This window comes from Microbacterium panaciterrae, assembly GCF_039541635.1.
Classification (GTDB): Bacteria; Actinomycetota; Actinomycetes; order Actinomycetales; family Microbacteriaceae; genus Microbacterium; species Microbacterium panaciterrae.
Genome location: NZ_BAABGP010000019.1, coordinates 71,778 through 86,155 on the forward strand (window position 1 = coordinate 71,778; position 14,378 = coordinate 86,155).

General features: G+C 70.8%; 13 protein-coding genes. 11 read left to right on the top strand and 2 right to left on the bottom strand.

Annotated elements, in window-relative coordinates; genetic code table 11:
• Positions 1-163 precede the first annotated feature (163 nt).
• The 5 genes from ABD882_RS14650 to ABD882_RS14670 all read left to right on the top strand — a co-directional run bounded on the left by ABD882_RS14650 (position 164) and on the right by ABD882_RS14670 (position 5,809).
• The gene (locus ABD882_RS14650; RefSeq protein WP_345188094.1) at positions 164-1,789 is read left to right on the top strand and encodes an ABC transporter substrate-binding protein; all 1,626 of its coding nucleotides are present in this window, start codon (positions 164-166) and stop codon (positions 1,787-1,789) included.
• Entirely contained in the window at positions 1,786-2,760 is a 975-nt protein-coding gene (locus ABD882_RS14655) for an ABC transporter permease (RefSeq protein ID WP_345188096.1), read from the top strand. The genes ABD882_RS14650 and ABD882_RS14655 overlap by 4 nt, the downstream gene beginning before the upstream one ends.
• A complete protein-coding gene (locus ABD882_RS14660) occupies positions 2,757-3,569 on the top strand; it encodes an ABC transporter permease (RefSeq protein WP_345188097.1) in 813 nt (270 codons plus the stop codon). Before ABD882_RS14655 ends, ABD882_RS14660 begins: the two co-directional genes overlap by 4 nt.
• A complete protein-coding gene (locus ABD882_RS14665) occupies positions 3,566-5,173 on the top strand; it encodes an ATP-binding cassette domain-containing protein (protein WP_345188098.1) in 1,608 nt (535 codons plus the stop codon). Before ABD882_RS14660 ends, ABD882_RS14665 begins: the two co-directional genes overlap by 4 nt.
• 219 nt (positions 5,174-5,392) lie before the next feature.
• Positions 5,393-5,809, top strand: a complete 417-nt coding sequence (locus tag ABD882_RS14670; RefSeq protein ID WP_345188099.1) for a hypothetical protein — start codon at positions 5,393-5,395, stop codon at positions 5,807-5,809.
• Positions 5,810-5,849: 40 nt separating this feature from the next.
• Here the strand turns inward: ABD882_RS14670 and ABD882_RS14675 are convergent, their stop codons facing one another.
• The gene (locus ABD882_RS14675; protein ID WP_345188100.1) at positions 5,850-6,494 is read right to left on the bottom strand and encodes a pentapeptide repeat-containing protein; all 645 of its coding nucleotides are present in this window, start codon (positions 6,492-6,494) and stop codon (positions 5,850-5,852) included.
• A gap of 282 nt (positions 6,495-6,776) precedes the next feature.
• Here ABD882_RS14675 and ABD882_RS14680 point away from each other — a divergent pair, with 282 nt between their 5' ends.
• The 6 genes from ABD882_RS14680 to ndk all read left to right on the top strand — a co-directional run bounded on the left by ABD882_RS14680 (position 6,777) and on the right by ndk (position 13,636).
• On the top strand, positions 6,777-7,361 hold the full coding sequence (locus tag ABD882_RS14680; protein ID WP_345188101.1) for a type IV toxin-antitoxin system AbiEi family antitoxin domain-containing protein: 585 nt from the start codon (positions 6,777-6,779) through the stop codon (positions 7,359-7,361).
• Complete coding sequence (locus ABD882_RS14685) at positions 7,244-7,618, top strand: endonuclease domain-containing protein (RefSeq protein ID WP_345188143.1); 375 nt, start codon at positions 7,244-7,246, stop codon at positions 7,616-7,618. Before ABD882_RS14680 ends, ABD882_RS14685 begins: the two co-directional genes overlap by 118 nt.
• 442 nt (positions 7,619-8,060) lie before the next feature.
• A complete protein-coding gene (gene ileS / locus ABD882_RS14690; RefSeq protein WP_345188102.1) occupies positions 8,061-11,432 on the top strand; it encodes an isoleucine--tRNA ligase in 3,372 nt (1,123 codons plus the stop codon).
• Positions 11,429-12,784 (top strand): bifunctional folylpolyglutamate synthase/dihydrofolate synthase, encoded by a 1,356-nt coding sequence (locus ABD882_RS14695; RefSeq protein WP_345188103.1) that lies wholly within the window; start codon positions 11,429-11,431, stop codon positions 12,782-12,784. The genes ileS and ABD882_RS14695 overlap by 4 nt, the downstream gene beginning before the upstream one ends.
• Positions 12,781-13,218: a DUF4233 domain-containing protein gene (locus tag ABD882_RS14700; RefSeq protein ID WP_345188104.1), complete on the top strand. Its 438-nt coding sequence runs from the start codon at positions 12,781-12,783 to the stop codon at positions 13,216-13,218. Before ABD882_RS14695 ends, ABD882_RS14700 begins: the two co-directional genes overlap by 4 nt.
• A 1-nt stretch (position 13,219) precedes the next feature.
• Complete coding sequence (gene ndk / locus ABD882_RS14705; protein ID WP_345188105.1) at positions 13,220-13,636, top strand: nucleoside-diphosphate kinase; 417 nt, start codon at positions 13,220-13,222, stop codon at positions 13,634-13,636.
• A gap of 96 nt (positions 13,637-13,732) precedes the next feature.
• On the opposite strand, the gene ABD882_RS14710 is transcribed toward ndk, so the two are convergent.
• Positions 13,733-14,359, bottom strand: coding sequence for a vitamin K epoxide reductase family protein (locus ABD882_RS14710; protein ID WP_345188107.1), 627 nt, complete (start codon positions 14,357-14,359; stop codon positions 13,733-13,735).
• Positions 14,360-14,378 lie beyond the last annotated feature (19 nt).

Genomic DNA, 14,378 nt, shown 5'->3' on the forward strand with positions numbered 1-14,378 from the left:
TGTGTCTCCTCGTGCGATGTGTACGGCACCGTGTGAGCGTGCCTGAGTGTGGGGGTTGCGGACAGTCTACCGGCCGGGCCTGCACGCCGGGCCTCGATAGATCCACCCCGTCCACAAACCGATAGCCTGAAGTGTCCCCGTCACCGCACACCGAGGTTCCCTCATGCCTTCTCCGCTTCGGCGCCGTCTCCTGCCCTTCGCCGCGCTCGCCGCGGCCGCCGCGCTCGCGCTCAGCGCCTGCTCCTCGACATCGTCCGGAGGATCCGCGACCGGCGACGCGAACGGCGAGCTCGTCTGGGGCGTCGACGGCAGCCTGCTCTCCGCGGGGAAGATGGATCCGCAGACCAGCCAGCTCGACGTGACGGCGATGGTGCAGCGTGCCGTGCTCGATTCCCTGGTGTTCCAGAAGGCCGACGGATCCTTCGTGCCCTGGCTCGCGAAGAGCTGGGACGTCTCGAACAACGGCACCTCCTACACGTTCCACCTGCGCGACGACGTGACCTTCACCGACGGGGAGAAGTTCGACGCCGCCGCGGTGAAGGCCAACTTCGACCGGATCGCGGATCCGGCGACCAAGTCCGCCCAGGCCGCGAGCATGCTCGGCGGGGAGCTGTACAAGGGCACCGAGGTGCTGGATCCGGCCACGGTGAAGGTCAGCTTCACGCAGCCGTACGCGCCGTTCCTGCAGGCCGCGAGCACCGCGCAGCTCGGCTTCTACGCGCCGAAGGTGCTGAAGGAGCATTCCGCGGACCTCGCCGCCGGTGGCAAGGGCATCACAGTCGGCACGGGCCCGTTCGAGCTCACCGCATACACGCCCGATCAGGAGATCGTCTACACCCGCAACGCGAAGTACGCCTGGGCGCCGGAAGGACAGAAGGCGCCCGCGTTCCAGACGCTGCGCGTGCAGATCCTGCCCGAGGCCTCGGTGCGCAGCGGATCCGTCACCTCCGGCGAGATCGACCTCGCCTCGCAGCTGCCGCCCAATCTCGTCTCGCAGATCAAGGGGTCGGCGACCGTGAAGAGCGTGCAGGTGCCAGGGCTGCCGTACTCGCTGTTCCTGAACGAGCGCAACGGCGTCTTCGCCGACCAGAAGGTGCGCGAGGCGTTCACCCGGGCGATCGACGTGGGCACGGCCGTCGACACGATCTTCTTCGGTCAGTTCCCGCGCGCCTGGAGCATCCTCGGGCCCACCACGCCGGGGTACGACAAGAGCCTCGAGAAGTCCTGGCCGTTCGACAAGGCCCTCGCGAACAAGCTGCTCGACGAGGCCGGCTGGACCCAGCGCGGCGCCGACGGGATCCGGGTCAAGGACGGCAAGCGGCTCAGCGCCGACTGGATCGCCTGGACCCCGGTCTCCGACGACCACGCGGCGCTCGCCAACGCGATCCAGTCCGACCTCAAGGCGGTCGGCTTCGAGATCACCCGGGAGATGCTCGAGCCCGGCGCGTACAACGCCAAGTACGGTCCGAAGACGTTCGACATCACGGACTGGGATTTCTCCGGCGTCGACCCCGACCTGCTGCGCAGCCACCTCGCGACCGACGGCTTCCAGAACGCGTCGTCGGTGAGCGATCCCGAGATCGACAAGCTCCTGAAGGACGGCATCGCCACGACCGACACCGCCGCCCGCGCCAAGGTCTACGCGCAGATCCAGCAGTGGAACGCGAAGGACGACGCGATCGTGCCGCTGTACGTCACCTCGGCGATCACGGCCGTCGGCGCCAAGGTCGCGGGTCTCGGCTTCGACATCTACGGACGGCCGCTGTTCTTCGGCACCCGCGTGAAGTGACGGCTGTGCTGCGCCGGATCGGCGGGGCGCTGCTCTCGATCGTGCTCGTGCTGTGGGGCGCGGCGACGCTGGCGTTCCTCGCGTTCCGGGTGCTGTCCGGCGATCCGGTGAGCGTGATGCTCGGGCCGCAGGCTCAGGTCGGCGAGGCGGTGAAGGCGCAGATCCGCGCCGATCTCGGCCTGGACCGGCCGCTCTGGCAGCAGTACCTGTCGATGCTGGGGGATCTGCTGCGCGGCGATCTCGGCACCTCGTATCAGCTGCGGATGCCGGTGAGCGAGGTGATCGGCCGTCAGCTCGGCGCCACGCTGCAGCTCACGGGGCTGGCGCTCGCGATCGCCGTGCTGCTCGCGCTCGCCGGGGTGCTGCTGGCCCGGCGCCCGCTCGCCCGGGGGCTCGTCGCGAGCGCCGAGCTGGTCGTGCTGTCGTCACCGGTGTTCTGGGTCGGACTGCTGCTGCTCACGGTGTTCGCGTTCGGCCTCGGCTGGTTCCCGATCGCAGGGTCGCGCACCGGGGCGAGCCTGGTGCTGCCCGCGGTCACCCTCGCGCTGCCGGTCGCCGCGCTCCTCGGCCAGGTGCTGCGCGACGGCATGGAGGCGGCAGAGCGGCAGCCCTGGGCGCTGACCGTCCGCGCGCGGGGCGCGGGCCACACCCGGCTGACCCTGCGGCACACCCTGCGGCACGGCTCGATCGGCGCCCTCACGCTGAGCGCGTACCTGGTCGGATCGCTGCTGGGCGGGGCGGTGCTCGTGGAGACCGTGTTCGCCCGCCCCGGGCTCGGCCGGGTGACGCTCGCCGCGATCACCGGCCGCGACCTGCCGGTGATCACCGGCATCATCCTGTTCAGCGCGCTGGTGTTCGTGGTCGTGAACACGGCGGTCGAGGTCGCGGCGCCGTTCCTGGATCCGCGGCTGCGCGCGCCCGATCGTCGCGTCGGCGAGGCCGCGCCGACCCGGCCGGAGGGCGGACGATGAGAGCGCTGAGCCGGATCCTGCTCGCCCTCGCCGTGCTCGTGCTGACGGCGGTCGTGCTCGCCGCGCTCGCCCCGGGCCTGCTCGCCCCCGGCGACCCGCTGCAGACGCACGTGCGGGATGCGCTGCTGCCGCCGGGCGCCGGGCATCCGTTCGGCACCGACCAGAGCGGGCGCGACGTCTACGCCCGGGTGATGCACGGCGCGGGGCGCTCTCTCGGCATCGGCGTGCTGGCGACCGGCCTGGCACTGGTGGTCGGGCTGGTCGTCGGCTCGCTCGCGGGTGCGGCGCCGCGGCCGGTGGACGGCGTGCTCATGCGCACGAACGACGTGCTGATGGCGTTCCCCGAGTTCCTGCTGGCGCTCGTCGTGGTGGCCGTCCTCGGCCCGGGCGGCGCGAACGTCGCGATCGGGGTCACGCTCGCCGCGATCCCGGTGTACGTGCGGCTCGCCCGCGCGCAGACGCAGGTGCTGCGCCGCGCCGAGCACGTCGAAGCGGCACGGATCCTGGGCGTCGGCGCGTTCACCGCCTTCCGCCGGCACGTCGTGCCGGGGGTGCTGGGCTCGCTCAGCGTGCTCGCGACGATCGGGCTCGGCTCCAGCATCCTCGCCGCCGCCGGCCTCAGCTTCCTCGGGCTCGGGCCGACCGAGCCCGCGCCGGAGTGGGGGCTCATGCTCGCCGGCGGGCGGAACGTGCTCGGCCAGGCGTGGTGGATCTCGGTGTTCCCCGGACTGGCGATCACGCTCACCGTGCTAGCCGCGACGTTCCTCGGTCGCACCCTGCGCGCCCGCGCCGAAGGGAGACGCGGATGAGCGCGCGGGGCGGCGGGGCCCAGCGGGACGGCATGGCGCTGCGGGACGGCGGTGCATACCCGAACGGCATGGCCCTGCGAGTGGACGGGCTCGGGATCCGCATCGACGGGCGCACCCTCGTCGATGACGTCTCGTTCGCCGTCGCGCCGGGGGAGTGCGTCGCGCTCGTCGGCGAATCGGGGGCGGGCAAGTCGCTCACGGTGCGCGCCCTGCTCGGGCTGCTGCCGGAGCACGTCGCGGTGTCGGCGACGACGCTCGAGGTGGACGGCGTGGACGCCCGCGGCCTGTCGGAGCACGGGTGGCGCGCGCTGCGCGGTGCGCGGATCGCGCTCGTCTCGCAGGACGCGCTGGTGTCGCTTGACCCGCTGCGGCGCATCGGCGCTGAGGTCGCGGAGCCGCTGGAGATCCACATGGCGCTCTCGCGGGAGCAGCGCCGGGCCCGGGTCCGCGCGCTGCTCGAGGACGTGGCGATGCCGGATCCGGGTCGGCATGCCCGGCAGCACCCGCACGAGCTGTCCGGAGGGCTGCGCCAGCGCGCACTGATCGCGAGCGCGCTCGCCGGATCGCCCGCCGTGCTGATCGCGGACGAACCGACCACGGCCCTCGACGCGACCGTGCAGGCGAAGGTTCTCGCGCTGCTGCGCCGGATCGCGGACGCGGGCACCGCGGTGGTGTTCGTGAGCCATGACATGGGCGCGGTGCGCCGGATCGCCGATCGAGTGGTCGTGCTGCGGGACGGCTCCGTGGTCGAGCACGGGTCGGCGGCGCAGGTGCTCGGCGCGCCGCGGGTGCAGCACACCCGGCAGCTGGTGAGCGCCTCTGCGCCGGTGCCGCGCACGCCGCTGATCGGGCATGCGCCCGTGCTGGCCACGGTGACCGAGGTGGGCAAGAGCTTCGACCGCATCGTGCTGCACGACGTGTCGTTCGAGCTCCGGCGCGGGCGCACACTCGGTGTGGTGGGGGAGTCGGGATCCGGCAAGACGACTCTCGCCCGGATCCTGCTCGGCGTCGAGCGGGCCGACACCGGTGTTGTGACCTGGGCCAACGCCACCCCTGCCGCCACCACCCGCGCCACCGCGCCGCGGATTCAGCTCGTGCATCAGAACCCGCTCGGGGCGTTCGACCCGCGCTGGACGATCGGACGTTCGCTGCGGGAGGCGCTCGCGGCCGGCGGGGTGCCCCGCACGGAGCGGATCTCGCGCGTCGACGGACTGCTGCGCGAGGTCGGCTTGGATCCCGCGCTCGCCGGCCGTCGCCCCGTCGCGCTCTCCGGCGGCCAGCGCCAGCGCGCCGCGATCGCCCGGGCGCTCGCCGCGGAACCGGAGGTGCTCGTGCTCGACGAACCGGTGTCGGCGCTCGACGCGACAGTGCGCACGCGGATCCTCGCACTCCTGGAACGCCTGCAGCGCGAGCGCGCCCTCACGATGCTGCTCGTCTCGCACGACCTCGCCGTGGTCGCGGCGGTGGCCGACGACGTGCTCGTGATGCAGCACGGCGCGATCGTGGAGCAGGGCCCGACCGTGCAGGTGCTCGGGGATCCGCAGCACTCGTTCACGCGCGACCTCGTCGACGCGTCCGGGCTGTTCCCGCCGATGCGGGACTGATCGCGGGGCCTGGCCGTCGCCGACCGCGCACAGCTTCGGACTTGTACGTCATCTTCGGACCGGATCCCCCGGATCCATCCGAAGATCGCGCACAAGTCCGCGTGAAGCGCACGCTCGCGCCGGCGTGCTGCTGCTGCAGGCCGACGGCCGGATCACCACGTCGATCCGCACGCGCAGCGCGCCCTTCCTGTCGCGCACGTGTGGACGTAGCATGCGAACATGCGGTTGCCGAAGAGTGCCGGTGTCGTGCTCGGGATCGGGGTCCTCGCCCTGTCGGGGTGCGCGCCCATGGTCTGCGCCGGCGCCGCGCAGGGGCTGCCCACGATGGACCTCGAAGCGGGGCCATGGCTCAGCGCTCATCGGGGTGCCTCCGCCGACGTGTGCCTCGTCACGAACTGCGCCGAGCTGACCCCCACGCAGACGCTTGCGGGGATTCAGGTGCAGAGTCGCAGTGCGGACGACCGCTACGACCTGGTCGTCCGCAGCAGTGGCGCGGTCGTCGCCAGGGAGCGCGTGCGGCTCGTCGACGGCACGGTGGACGGCGCCTGCGGAACCATCACCGTCGCGACGACCATCGACCTCGTGCTACAGGCCGACGGTCGGATCACCACGGCGATCCGGCCGACCGGGCCCTGAACTCGCCGTGCGTCGCAGGGCGGATTGCGTTCGTGTGGCCTCAGTCCTGCACGTCGATGCCCGCGGCGGCCGCGAAGACCGGCGCCAGAAGTTCGACCTGACGCGCGGTCAGGGTCGTGCCGCGCAGCGCGGTCACATCGAGGAACGCGAGAGCGTCCAGCCCGCGCAGGTCGAGGGAGTCCGCCCGCAGTCCGCGTGTGTCGACCTCGTCGGCTCTGCTGCGTTCGAACCGGACGCGGGTGACCGTGGCCATCGGCAGATCCACCGTCGCCAGGGTGCAGTCCGCGATGACGGAGTCCTGGATCTTCGCGGCCGCGAGCGACAGGTAGTCGATCCTGGCGTGCTCGAGGATCAGCTCGGCCACGTGCGCGCCGGACAGATCCAAGGTGCCGATCCGTCCTCCGGCGATGCGCAGTCGACGGATCGTTGCATCCTTCAGCGACAGCGCCGCGGTCCGCGCATCGACGATCTCGACGTCGAGCAGCGTCGCACCGGTCAGATCCACGCGGTCTGCGGATCCCGACAGCGAGCATTGCTCGAACTGCGCGTGCGCGAGATCCTCGGTCAGCCGGATCCTCAGCCCGATGTGGTCTCCGTGCCGTCGGCCCTCGCCGTCCTCGAGGTCGTCCGGCAGATCGGGCGGGGAGGCCCGGGGCGGTAGCGGGCGTTCGGTGGGGCGGGCCATGCGTACGACCCTATGGCCGGGATCGGCCGGTCGCGCTCGACGTGGGGCGTGCGTCCGCACGTCTTCGTGATGCCGGGCACAGCTTCGGAGTTGTACGCCCTCTTCGGAGCGATCCGCCGGATCCGTCCGAAGATCGTGCACAAGTCCGCGTGAAGCGCACGGTCGCACCGCCTGCCGCGCGGCGAGGAAGGATCGTCCCGCACATCGGCGCCGGCCGCCGAGTTCTGCACGGGATGCGGGATCCGGGCCCGCGAGCGTCCCGTGTGTCGCCACGGTAGGGGGATGATCTCCCTTCCACCGGATCCCGTCGAGTTCGTCACCGCGCATGGCGGTGTGGTCCGCGTGGCGCGGCTGAAGGACGAGGGCGTCGGCCGCCGCGCGGTCGACAGAGCAGTCAGAGACGGGCTGCTGACACGGGTGCGGCGCGGCTGGGTCGCGTGTCCGGATGCGGATCCCGTGCTGGTCGCCGCAGCGCGGAACGGCGTCGTCATCACGTGCGTCTCACAGGCAAAGCGGCTCAAACTGTGGCTGCACGAGACGCCGACCGCCTTCCATGTCGGGGCGGATCCGAAGGCCACCGGTCACCGATCCGACCGCGCGCAGTGCACTGGTTCGCGCCGATCGTGCCCAGGGATCCGGATGCCCTGGAGGATCCGATCGAGAACGTGCTGGCCGCGGTCGCGGAGTGCGAACCGTTCGAATGAGCGCTCGCGACGTGGGAATCGGCGCTCAACAAGGGACTCGTGGCGATCGACGGTCTCGCGCGGTTTCCGTGGAAGCCGGCCGCACGCCGCGTCCTCGCGGAGGCGACGCCGTTCGCCGACGCCGGGCTGGAGACCTATCTGCGGCCGAGGCTGCGGTGGCTGAAGCTGCCGATCCGGATCCAGACGTGGATCGCGGGCCACCGCGTCGACGCGCTGATCGGCGATCGCCTCGTGCTGCAGATCGACGGCCGACACCACGTCGGCGCCCAGCGCAGTGAGGACATCCGTCACGATGCGGAACTGCGGCTGATGGGATACCACGTGATCCGGATCAGCTACGCCCAGATGATGTTCGAGTGGCCGATGGTGCAGGACCTGATCATGCGCGCGGTGGCACAGGGACTGCACCGCGCCGCATAAGATCCGCGCACAGCTTCGGAGATGTACGCGATCTTCGGACCGATCCGCCGGTTCCCCTCCGAAGATCGCGTACAAGTCCGAGCGAGCTGCGCACCCGGGCCGCACACCGGAGCAGTCCGAGCGAGCCGCACGCCTGACCCACGCCGAAACCGCCGGAACCGCACGCCCGCCGGCACCGGCGTAGACTGGAGGCACGAGCACCGATCCGGCCATCACCGGGGAGCTCTCGGAAGAACGTTCCGCCCCTGCGGTTGCTGAGCCTGTCGAAGCACCGGAGCCGGGATCAGTAGAACCGAGCGGGGCAGGCCCGTCACAGCCGCAGTGAGAGTGGCTCGGCTGTTAACCGGCAGGTTCTTGGCTTGAGCAACGCAGGGTGGTACCGCGGTCCGCGAGGATCGTCCCGGCGAGCAGCATCCGCCCACCACCGACACTGCGAGACTCGATGACCTACCCGCGCACCTCCTCCGCCGGATCCTTCGGCCCCGCCGCCGACTCCTCGACCGGCTCTGCGGCCGTGACCCCGAGCCCGCGCTTCCCCGAAATCGAGCGTGATGTGCTCGCGTTCTGGGAGGCCGACGACACGTTCCGCGCGTCGATCGCTCAGCGCGAGGGTGGCGAGGAATGGGTCTTCTACGACGGCCCGCCGTTCGCGAACGGCCTGCCACACTACGGTCACCTGCTCACGGGCTATGCGAAGGACCTGTTCCCGCGCTTCCAGACCATGCTCGGCAAGAAGGTCGACCGCGTGTTCGGGTGGGACACGCACGGCCTGCCCGCCGAGCTCGAGGCGATGAAGCAGCTCGGGATCACCGAGAAGGACGAGATCGAGCAGATGGGCATCGACGTCTTCAATGCGAAGGCGCGCGAGTCGGTGCTCGCCTACACGCATGAGTGGCAGGACTACGTCACCCGGCAGGCGCGCTGGGTCGACTTCGATCGTGGCTACAAGACGCTCGATCTCAGCTACATGGAGAGCGTGCTCTGGGCGTTCAAGACCCTGCACGACAAGGGTCTCGCCTATGAGGGCTACCGCGTCCTCCCGTACTGCTGGCGCGACGAGACGCCGCTGTCCGCGCACGAGCTGCGCATGGACGACGACGTGTACAAGGAGCGTCAGGATCCCTCGGTCACCGTGAGCTTCCCGCTCACCGGCGACAAGGCGGTCGCGCTCGGGCTCGAGGGCGTGCGAGCGCTGGCCTGGACCACGACCCCGTGGACCCTGCCCACCAACCTCGCGCTCGCGGTAGGGCCGGAGATCGTCTACGCCGTGCTGCCGGTGGGTCCGTACGGCGCCGCGGAGGGCGCGCAAGGCGACCGGTTCCTGCTCGCGCGCGACCTCCTGGGCGGCTACGCGAAGGACCTCGGCTACGACAGCGCCGACGACGCGCTCGCCGCAGTGCAGGCCACGGTGACCGGCGCCGAGCTCGGTCACATCACCTACGAGCGCCTGTTCGACTACTACGCCGACGCCGAGGTCTGGGGCACCGAGAACGCCTGGCGGATCCTCGTCGACGACTACGTCACCACGAGCGACGGCACCGGCATCGTGCACCAGGCGCCCGCCTACGGTGAGGACGACCAGCGCGTCGCCGGCGCCGCGGGGATCCCGACCATCCTGTCGCTCGACGAGGGCGGGCGGTTCCTGCCGAACGTCACCGACGTGGCGGGAGAGCTCTGGATGGACGCGAACACGCCGCTCGTGCGCCTGCTGCGCGGCAACGGCCGGCTGCTGCGCCTGCAGAGCTACCTGCACTCCTACCCGCACTGCTGGCGCTGCCGGAACCCGCTCATCTACAAGGCGGTGTCCAGCTGGTTCGTGCGCGTCACGGACTTCAAGGACGACATGCTCGCGAACAACGAGCAGATCACCTGGGTGCCGGAGAACGTCAAGCACGGCCAGTTCGGCAAGTGGCTCGAGGGCGCGCGCGACTGGTCGATCAGCCGCAACCGCTACTGGGGATCCCCGATCCCGATCTGGAAGAGCGACGACCCGGAGCACCCGCGCGTCGACGCCTACGGATCCCTCGCCGACCTCGAGCGCGACTTCGGCCGGCTGCCGCGCAACACCGCCGGCGAGGTCGACCTGCACCGGCCGTTCATCGACGAGCTCACCCGGCCGAACCCGGACGACCCCTCGGGCAAGAGCACGATGCGCCGTATCGAGGACGTCTTCGACGTGTGGTTCGACTCCGGATCCATGCCGTTCGCGCAGGTGCACTACCCGTTCGAGAACCAGGAGTGGTTCGACTCGCACTCGCCGGCCGATTTCATCGTCGAGTACATCGGGCAGACCCGCGGCTGGTTTTACCTCATGCACGTGCTGTCGACCGCGCTGTTCGACCGACCGGCGTTCACCGGCGTGAGCTGCCACGGCATCGTGCTCGGCTCCGACGGCTACAAGATGTCCAAGTCGCTGCGCAACTATCCGGACGTCTCGGAGGTGTTCGACCGGGACGGATCCGACGCGATGCGCTGGTTCCTGATGTCGAGCTCGGTGCTGCGCGGCGGCAACCTGTCGGTCACGGAGGAGGGGATCCGCGCGGGCGTGCGCGAGTTCATCCTGCCGCTGTGGAACTCGTGGTACTTCTTCGCGACGTATGCGAATGCCGCCGGGGGCCCTTCGACCGGCTCAGGGACCGACGGCACCGGCTACGAGGCCCAGTGGCGCACCGACTCGACCGATGTGCTGGACCGGTACATCCTGGCCCGCACCGGAGACCTCGTCCGCGGTGTGCAGGCGGATCTGGAGGGCCTGGACTCGACCACGGCCGCCGGGCGCCTGCGCGACTTCGCCGAGGTGCTCACGAACTGGTACATCCGGCGCTCCCGCGACCGGTTCTGGGTCGGCGTGACCGAGGACCCGAAGAGCACCGAGGCCTTCGACACGCTCTACACGGTGCTCGAGACGCTGACGCGGGTCGCGGCGCCCCTCGTGCCGCTGATCGGCGAACGCGTCTGGCAGGGCCTCACCGGCGGGCGCAGCGTGCACCTGACCGACTGGCCGGACGCCGATCTGTTCCCGCACGCGGACGATGTGCGCGACGCGATGGACGCCGTGCGCGAGTTGTCCAGCGTGGGCAACGCGCTGCGCAAGAAGGAGAAGCTGCGTGTGCGCCTTCCGCTCGCGCGGCTCACCGTCGTCACGCCGGACGCCGCCGCACTCGCGCCGTTCGAGGACATCCTGCGCGAAGAGCTCAACGTGAAGACCGTCGAGCTCGTCACGCAGAGCGACGGCACCGCGGCCGAGTACGGGATCAGTCACCGCCTGAGCGTCAACGCCCGTGCGGCAGGACCCCGTCTCGGCAGGAACGTGCAGAAGGTCATCCAGGCCGCGAAGGCCGGCTTCTGGACCGAGGAGTCCGGCGTGGTGACCGCCGACGGCATCGCCCTGGAGCCGCACGAGTACGAGCTCGCACTGGAGACCACGGGCCGGCCGGACGGGGAGGCCCTGGCCGTCGTGCCGAGCGGAGGGTTCGTGCTGCTGGACACGGCGACCACGCCCGAGCTCGAGGCCGAGGGCCTGGCTCGTGACGTGATCCGCGCGGTGCAGGAGACCCGCAAGAACGCCGGCTTCGACGTGAGCGACCGGATCCGCCTGCAGTTGCGCTTCGACGATGCCGAGGACGCGGCCGCCGTCCGCAGCGCGTTCGACGCCGCGGGGGTGGCCGAGGAGACGCTCGCCGTCGAGCATGCGGTACTCGACGCGGGATCGGACTTCGCCACTGCCGAGTTCATCGCCGACATCGGCGCGGGCATCTACGCCAACCGCGGCGGGTTCGCCGTCGCCGTGAGCCGGATCGGAGATATGTCATGACCGACGACCGCGAACGCTCGGACGCCGTCTACTCCGCGCTGCTGGAGCGGGCGGGGGAGCGCTGGGTGCAGCCCCGCAAGGAGCGCACCGCCCGGCTGCTCGAACTCCTGGACGACCCGCAGAGGACCTATCGTGTGGTGCACCTCACGGGCACCAATGGCAAGACCTCGACCGCGCGCATGATCGAGAGCCTGCTGCGCGCGCACGGACTGCGCACCGGGCTCTTCACCAGCCCGCATCTGCTGCGCTTCACCGAGCGGATCATGATCGACGGCGCCCCGATCGCCGACGCGGCCGTGGCCGACGCGTGGGACGAGATCGAGCCGTTCGTCGGGATCGTCGACGCCGAGCTCGAGGCGGCCGGCGACGCCCCGCTGACGTTCTTCGAGCTGCTCACCGTGCTCGCGTTCGTGGCCTGCGCGGACGCGCCGATCGACGTGCTCGTGCTCGAGGTCGGCATGGGCGGATCCTGGGACTCCACGAACACCGCCGACGGCGACGTCGCCGTGTTCACGCCGATCGACCTGGACCACGCGGATCGGCTGGGCGACACGATCGCGAAGATCGCCGAGGTCAAGGCCGGGATCATCAAGGACGGCGCCGCCGTCGTCTCGGCCCGGCAGACGCCCGAGGCCGAGGCCGTGCTGCGTCGCGTGGCGGCCGAGCGCGGCGCCACGATCGCGTTCGAGGGCCAGGACTTCGCCCTCGTCGAGCAGCGCCTCGCCGTCGGCGGGCAGCAGATCACCGTGCGCGGACTCGCCGGGCAGTACGCCGAGGAGTACCTGCCGCTGTACGGCGCGCACCAGGGCTTCAACGCGGCGCTGGCGATCGTGGCCGTCGAGTCGCTGATCGGCGGAGCGCAGCGCGCGATCGTCGGCGACATCCTCGCCGAGGGCCTGCAGGGCGCGACCTCGCCGGGGCGCCTGCAGCTGCTCGGCATCGCCCCGACCGTGGTGGTGGACGCGGCGCACAACCCGCTCGGCGCGCGCGCCCTCGCCGAGGCTCTGCGCGACAGCTTCGACTTCGACGAGTGGGGTCTCGTGCTCGGCGTCCTCGGCGACAAGGACGCGGCCGGAATCGTCGAGGCGCTATTGCCGTCGGCCGAGCACGTGTTCGCGACGGCCCCGGACTCGGAGCGCTCCGACGACCCCGATCGGCTCGCCGATCTCGTGGAGCGGGCCGGGGGACGGGTCTCCGTGCACCCCGCGCTCTCCGACGCTGCGGAGGCGGCCAGGGAGTGGGCGGCCTCCGCGGAGCGCCGTGCCGTGATCATCGCGGGATCCGTGGTGCTGGCCGGAGAGGCCATCGCCCTCGCCACCGCGGAGGACTGGAAGAGCGGATGGCGCGCATGACCGACGAGACAGCAGCAGGGGCGCCCACCGCCACCCGTCGGGCCCGCACGCCGCGCGGCCTCGTGCAGAAGCTGGGATCCGTCGTCCTCGGGTTCGAGGCGATCGTCGTCTCGCTCGCCGGGCTCACGGTCTTCGGGCTGAAGGCGCTGGGGCCGGACGTGGCGCCCTGGTGGGCGATCGTCGGCGGCGCCGTCGTCGCCGTGGCGATGCTGGTCGCCGCGGGGCTGATGGGCAGTCGCAGCGGAATCGTGATGGGATGGATCCTGCAGGTCATCGTCCTGCTGTCCGCCATCCTGGTGCCCGCGATCGGTCTGGTCGTGATCGTCTTCGGCGGCATGTGGACCTACGCGATGATCGTCGGCGGGCGCGCCGATCGTGCCGCCCTGGCGTTCGCCGCCACTGAGAACACCCCTCCCACGACAGAGAGCGACTGACATGCCCACCGAAGAGACCCTTGTCCTGGTCAAGCCCGACGGCGTCGCGCGCGGCCTCACCGGCGCGATCCTGGCCCGCATCGAGGCGAAGGGCTACGCGCTCGTCGACATCCGCCTCGTCGAGCCCGACCGCGATCTGCTCGCGGCGCACTACGCCGAGCACGAGGGCAAGCCGTTCTACGAGCCCCTGCTCGAGTTCATGCTGTCAGGACCCTCGGTCGCGATCCGCCTTGCCGGCAACCGCGTCATCGAGGGGTTCCGCTCCCTCGCCGGCACCACCGATCCGACCACGGCCGCGCCCGGCACGATCCGTGGCGACTTCGGCCGCGACTGGGGCCTGAAGGTGCAGCAGAACCTCGTGCACGGCTCCGACTCGCTCGAGTCCGCCGCCCGCGAGCTCGGCATCTGGTTCAGCTGAGCCGAGGCATCGCGAGACTCCGGTTTCTGCATGAGACACCAGGCAATAACGGGTTTCTCATGCAAGAACCGGAGTCTCGCGTGGGATGACGCGGGCTCAGCCGCGGACGAGGCGGATGATCTCGCCGATGAGGTCGACGCCGGCGCTCTGCGCGAGCAGCACGATGATCGCGAAGGCGAGGATCGAGGCGAGCGGCACCCAGGCCATGAGGCGTCCCGCACGTTCGCGCGCGCCGCGGCTGACGGGGAAGGTCCCGTTCGCGAAGAGCTGGAGCACGGTCGCGAAGAACGTCGGGATCGTCACGACGTAGGTCAGTGCGCACCATGGGCACAGCGTGTGCAGCGCGAAGAAGCTCTGTCCGATCAGCCAGCAGATGAAGACGAATGCGCCCGTGATCCCGAGCCCGAACAGGGTCCAGAACCAGCGCGGGAAGCGGGCGCCGGCGAGGATCGCGACGCCCATCACGAGCGGGGCCATCCATCCGGTCACTCCGATGAGCGGATTCGGGAAGCCGAACACCGATCCCTGCCAGGACTCGAGGTTGGTGCCGCACTGGACGAGCACGCTGACGTTGCAGTTCAGCGCCGTGCTCGGATTCTCGAGTATGGCGAACTTGTCGAGCGTGAGCTGGAAGGCGGCCCACCACCCGAAGACGCTCGCCAGGATGAGCCAGATGGCGTAGCCGACGGGGCGGTTTCCCGAGAGGTTGCGCTGTGCAGACATGCCGCGATTATCGCAGTCG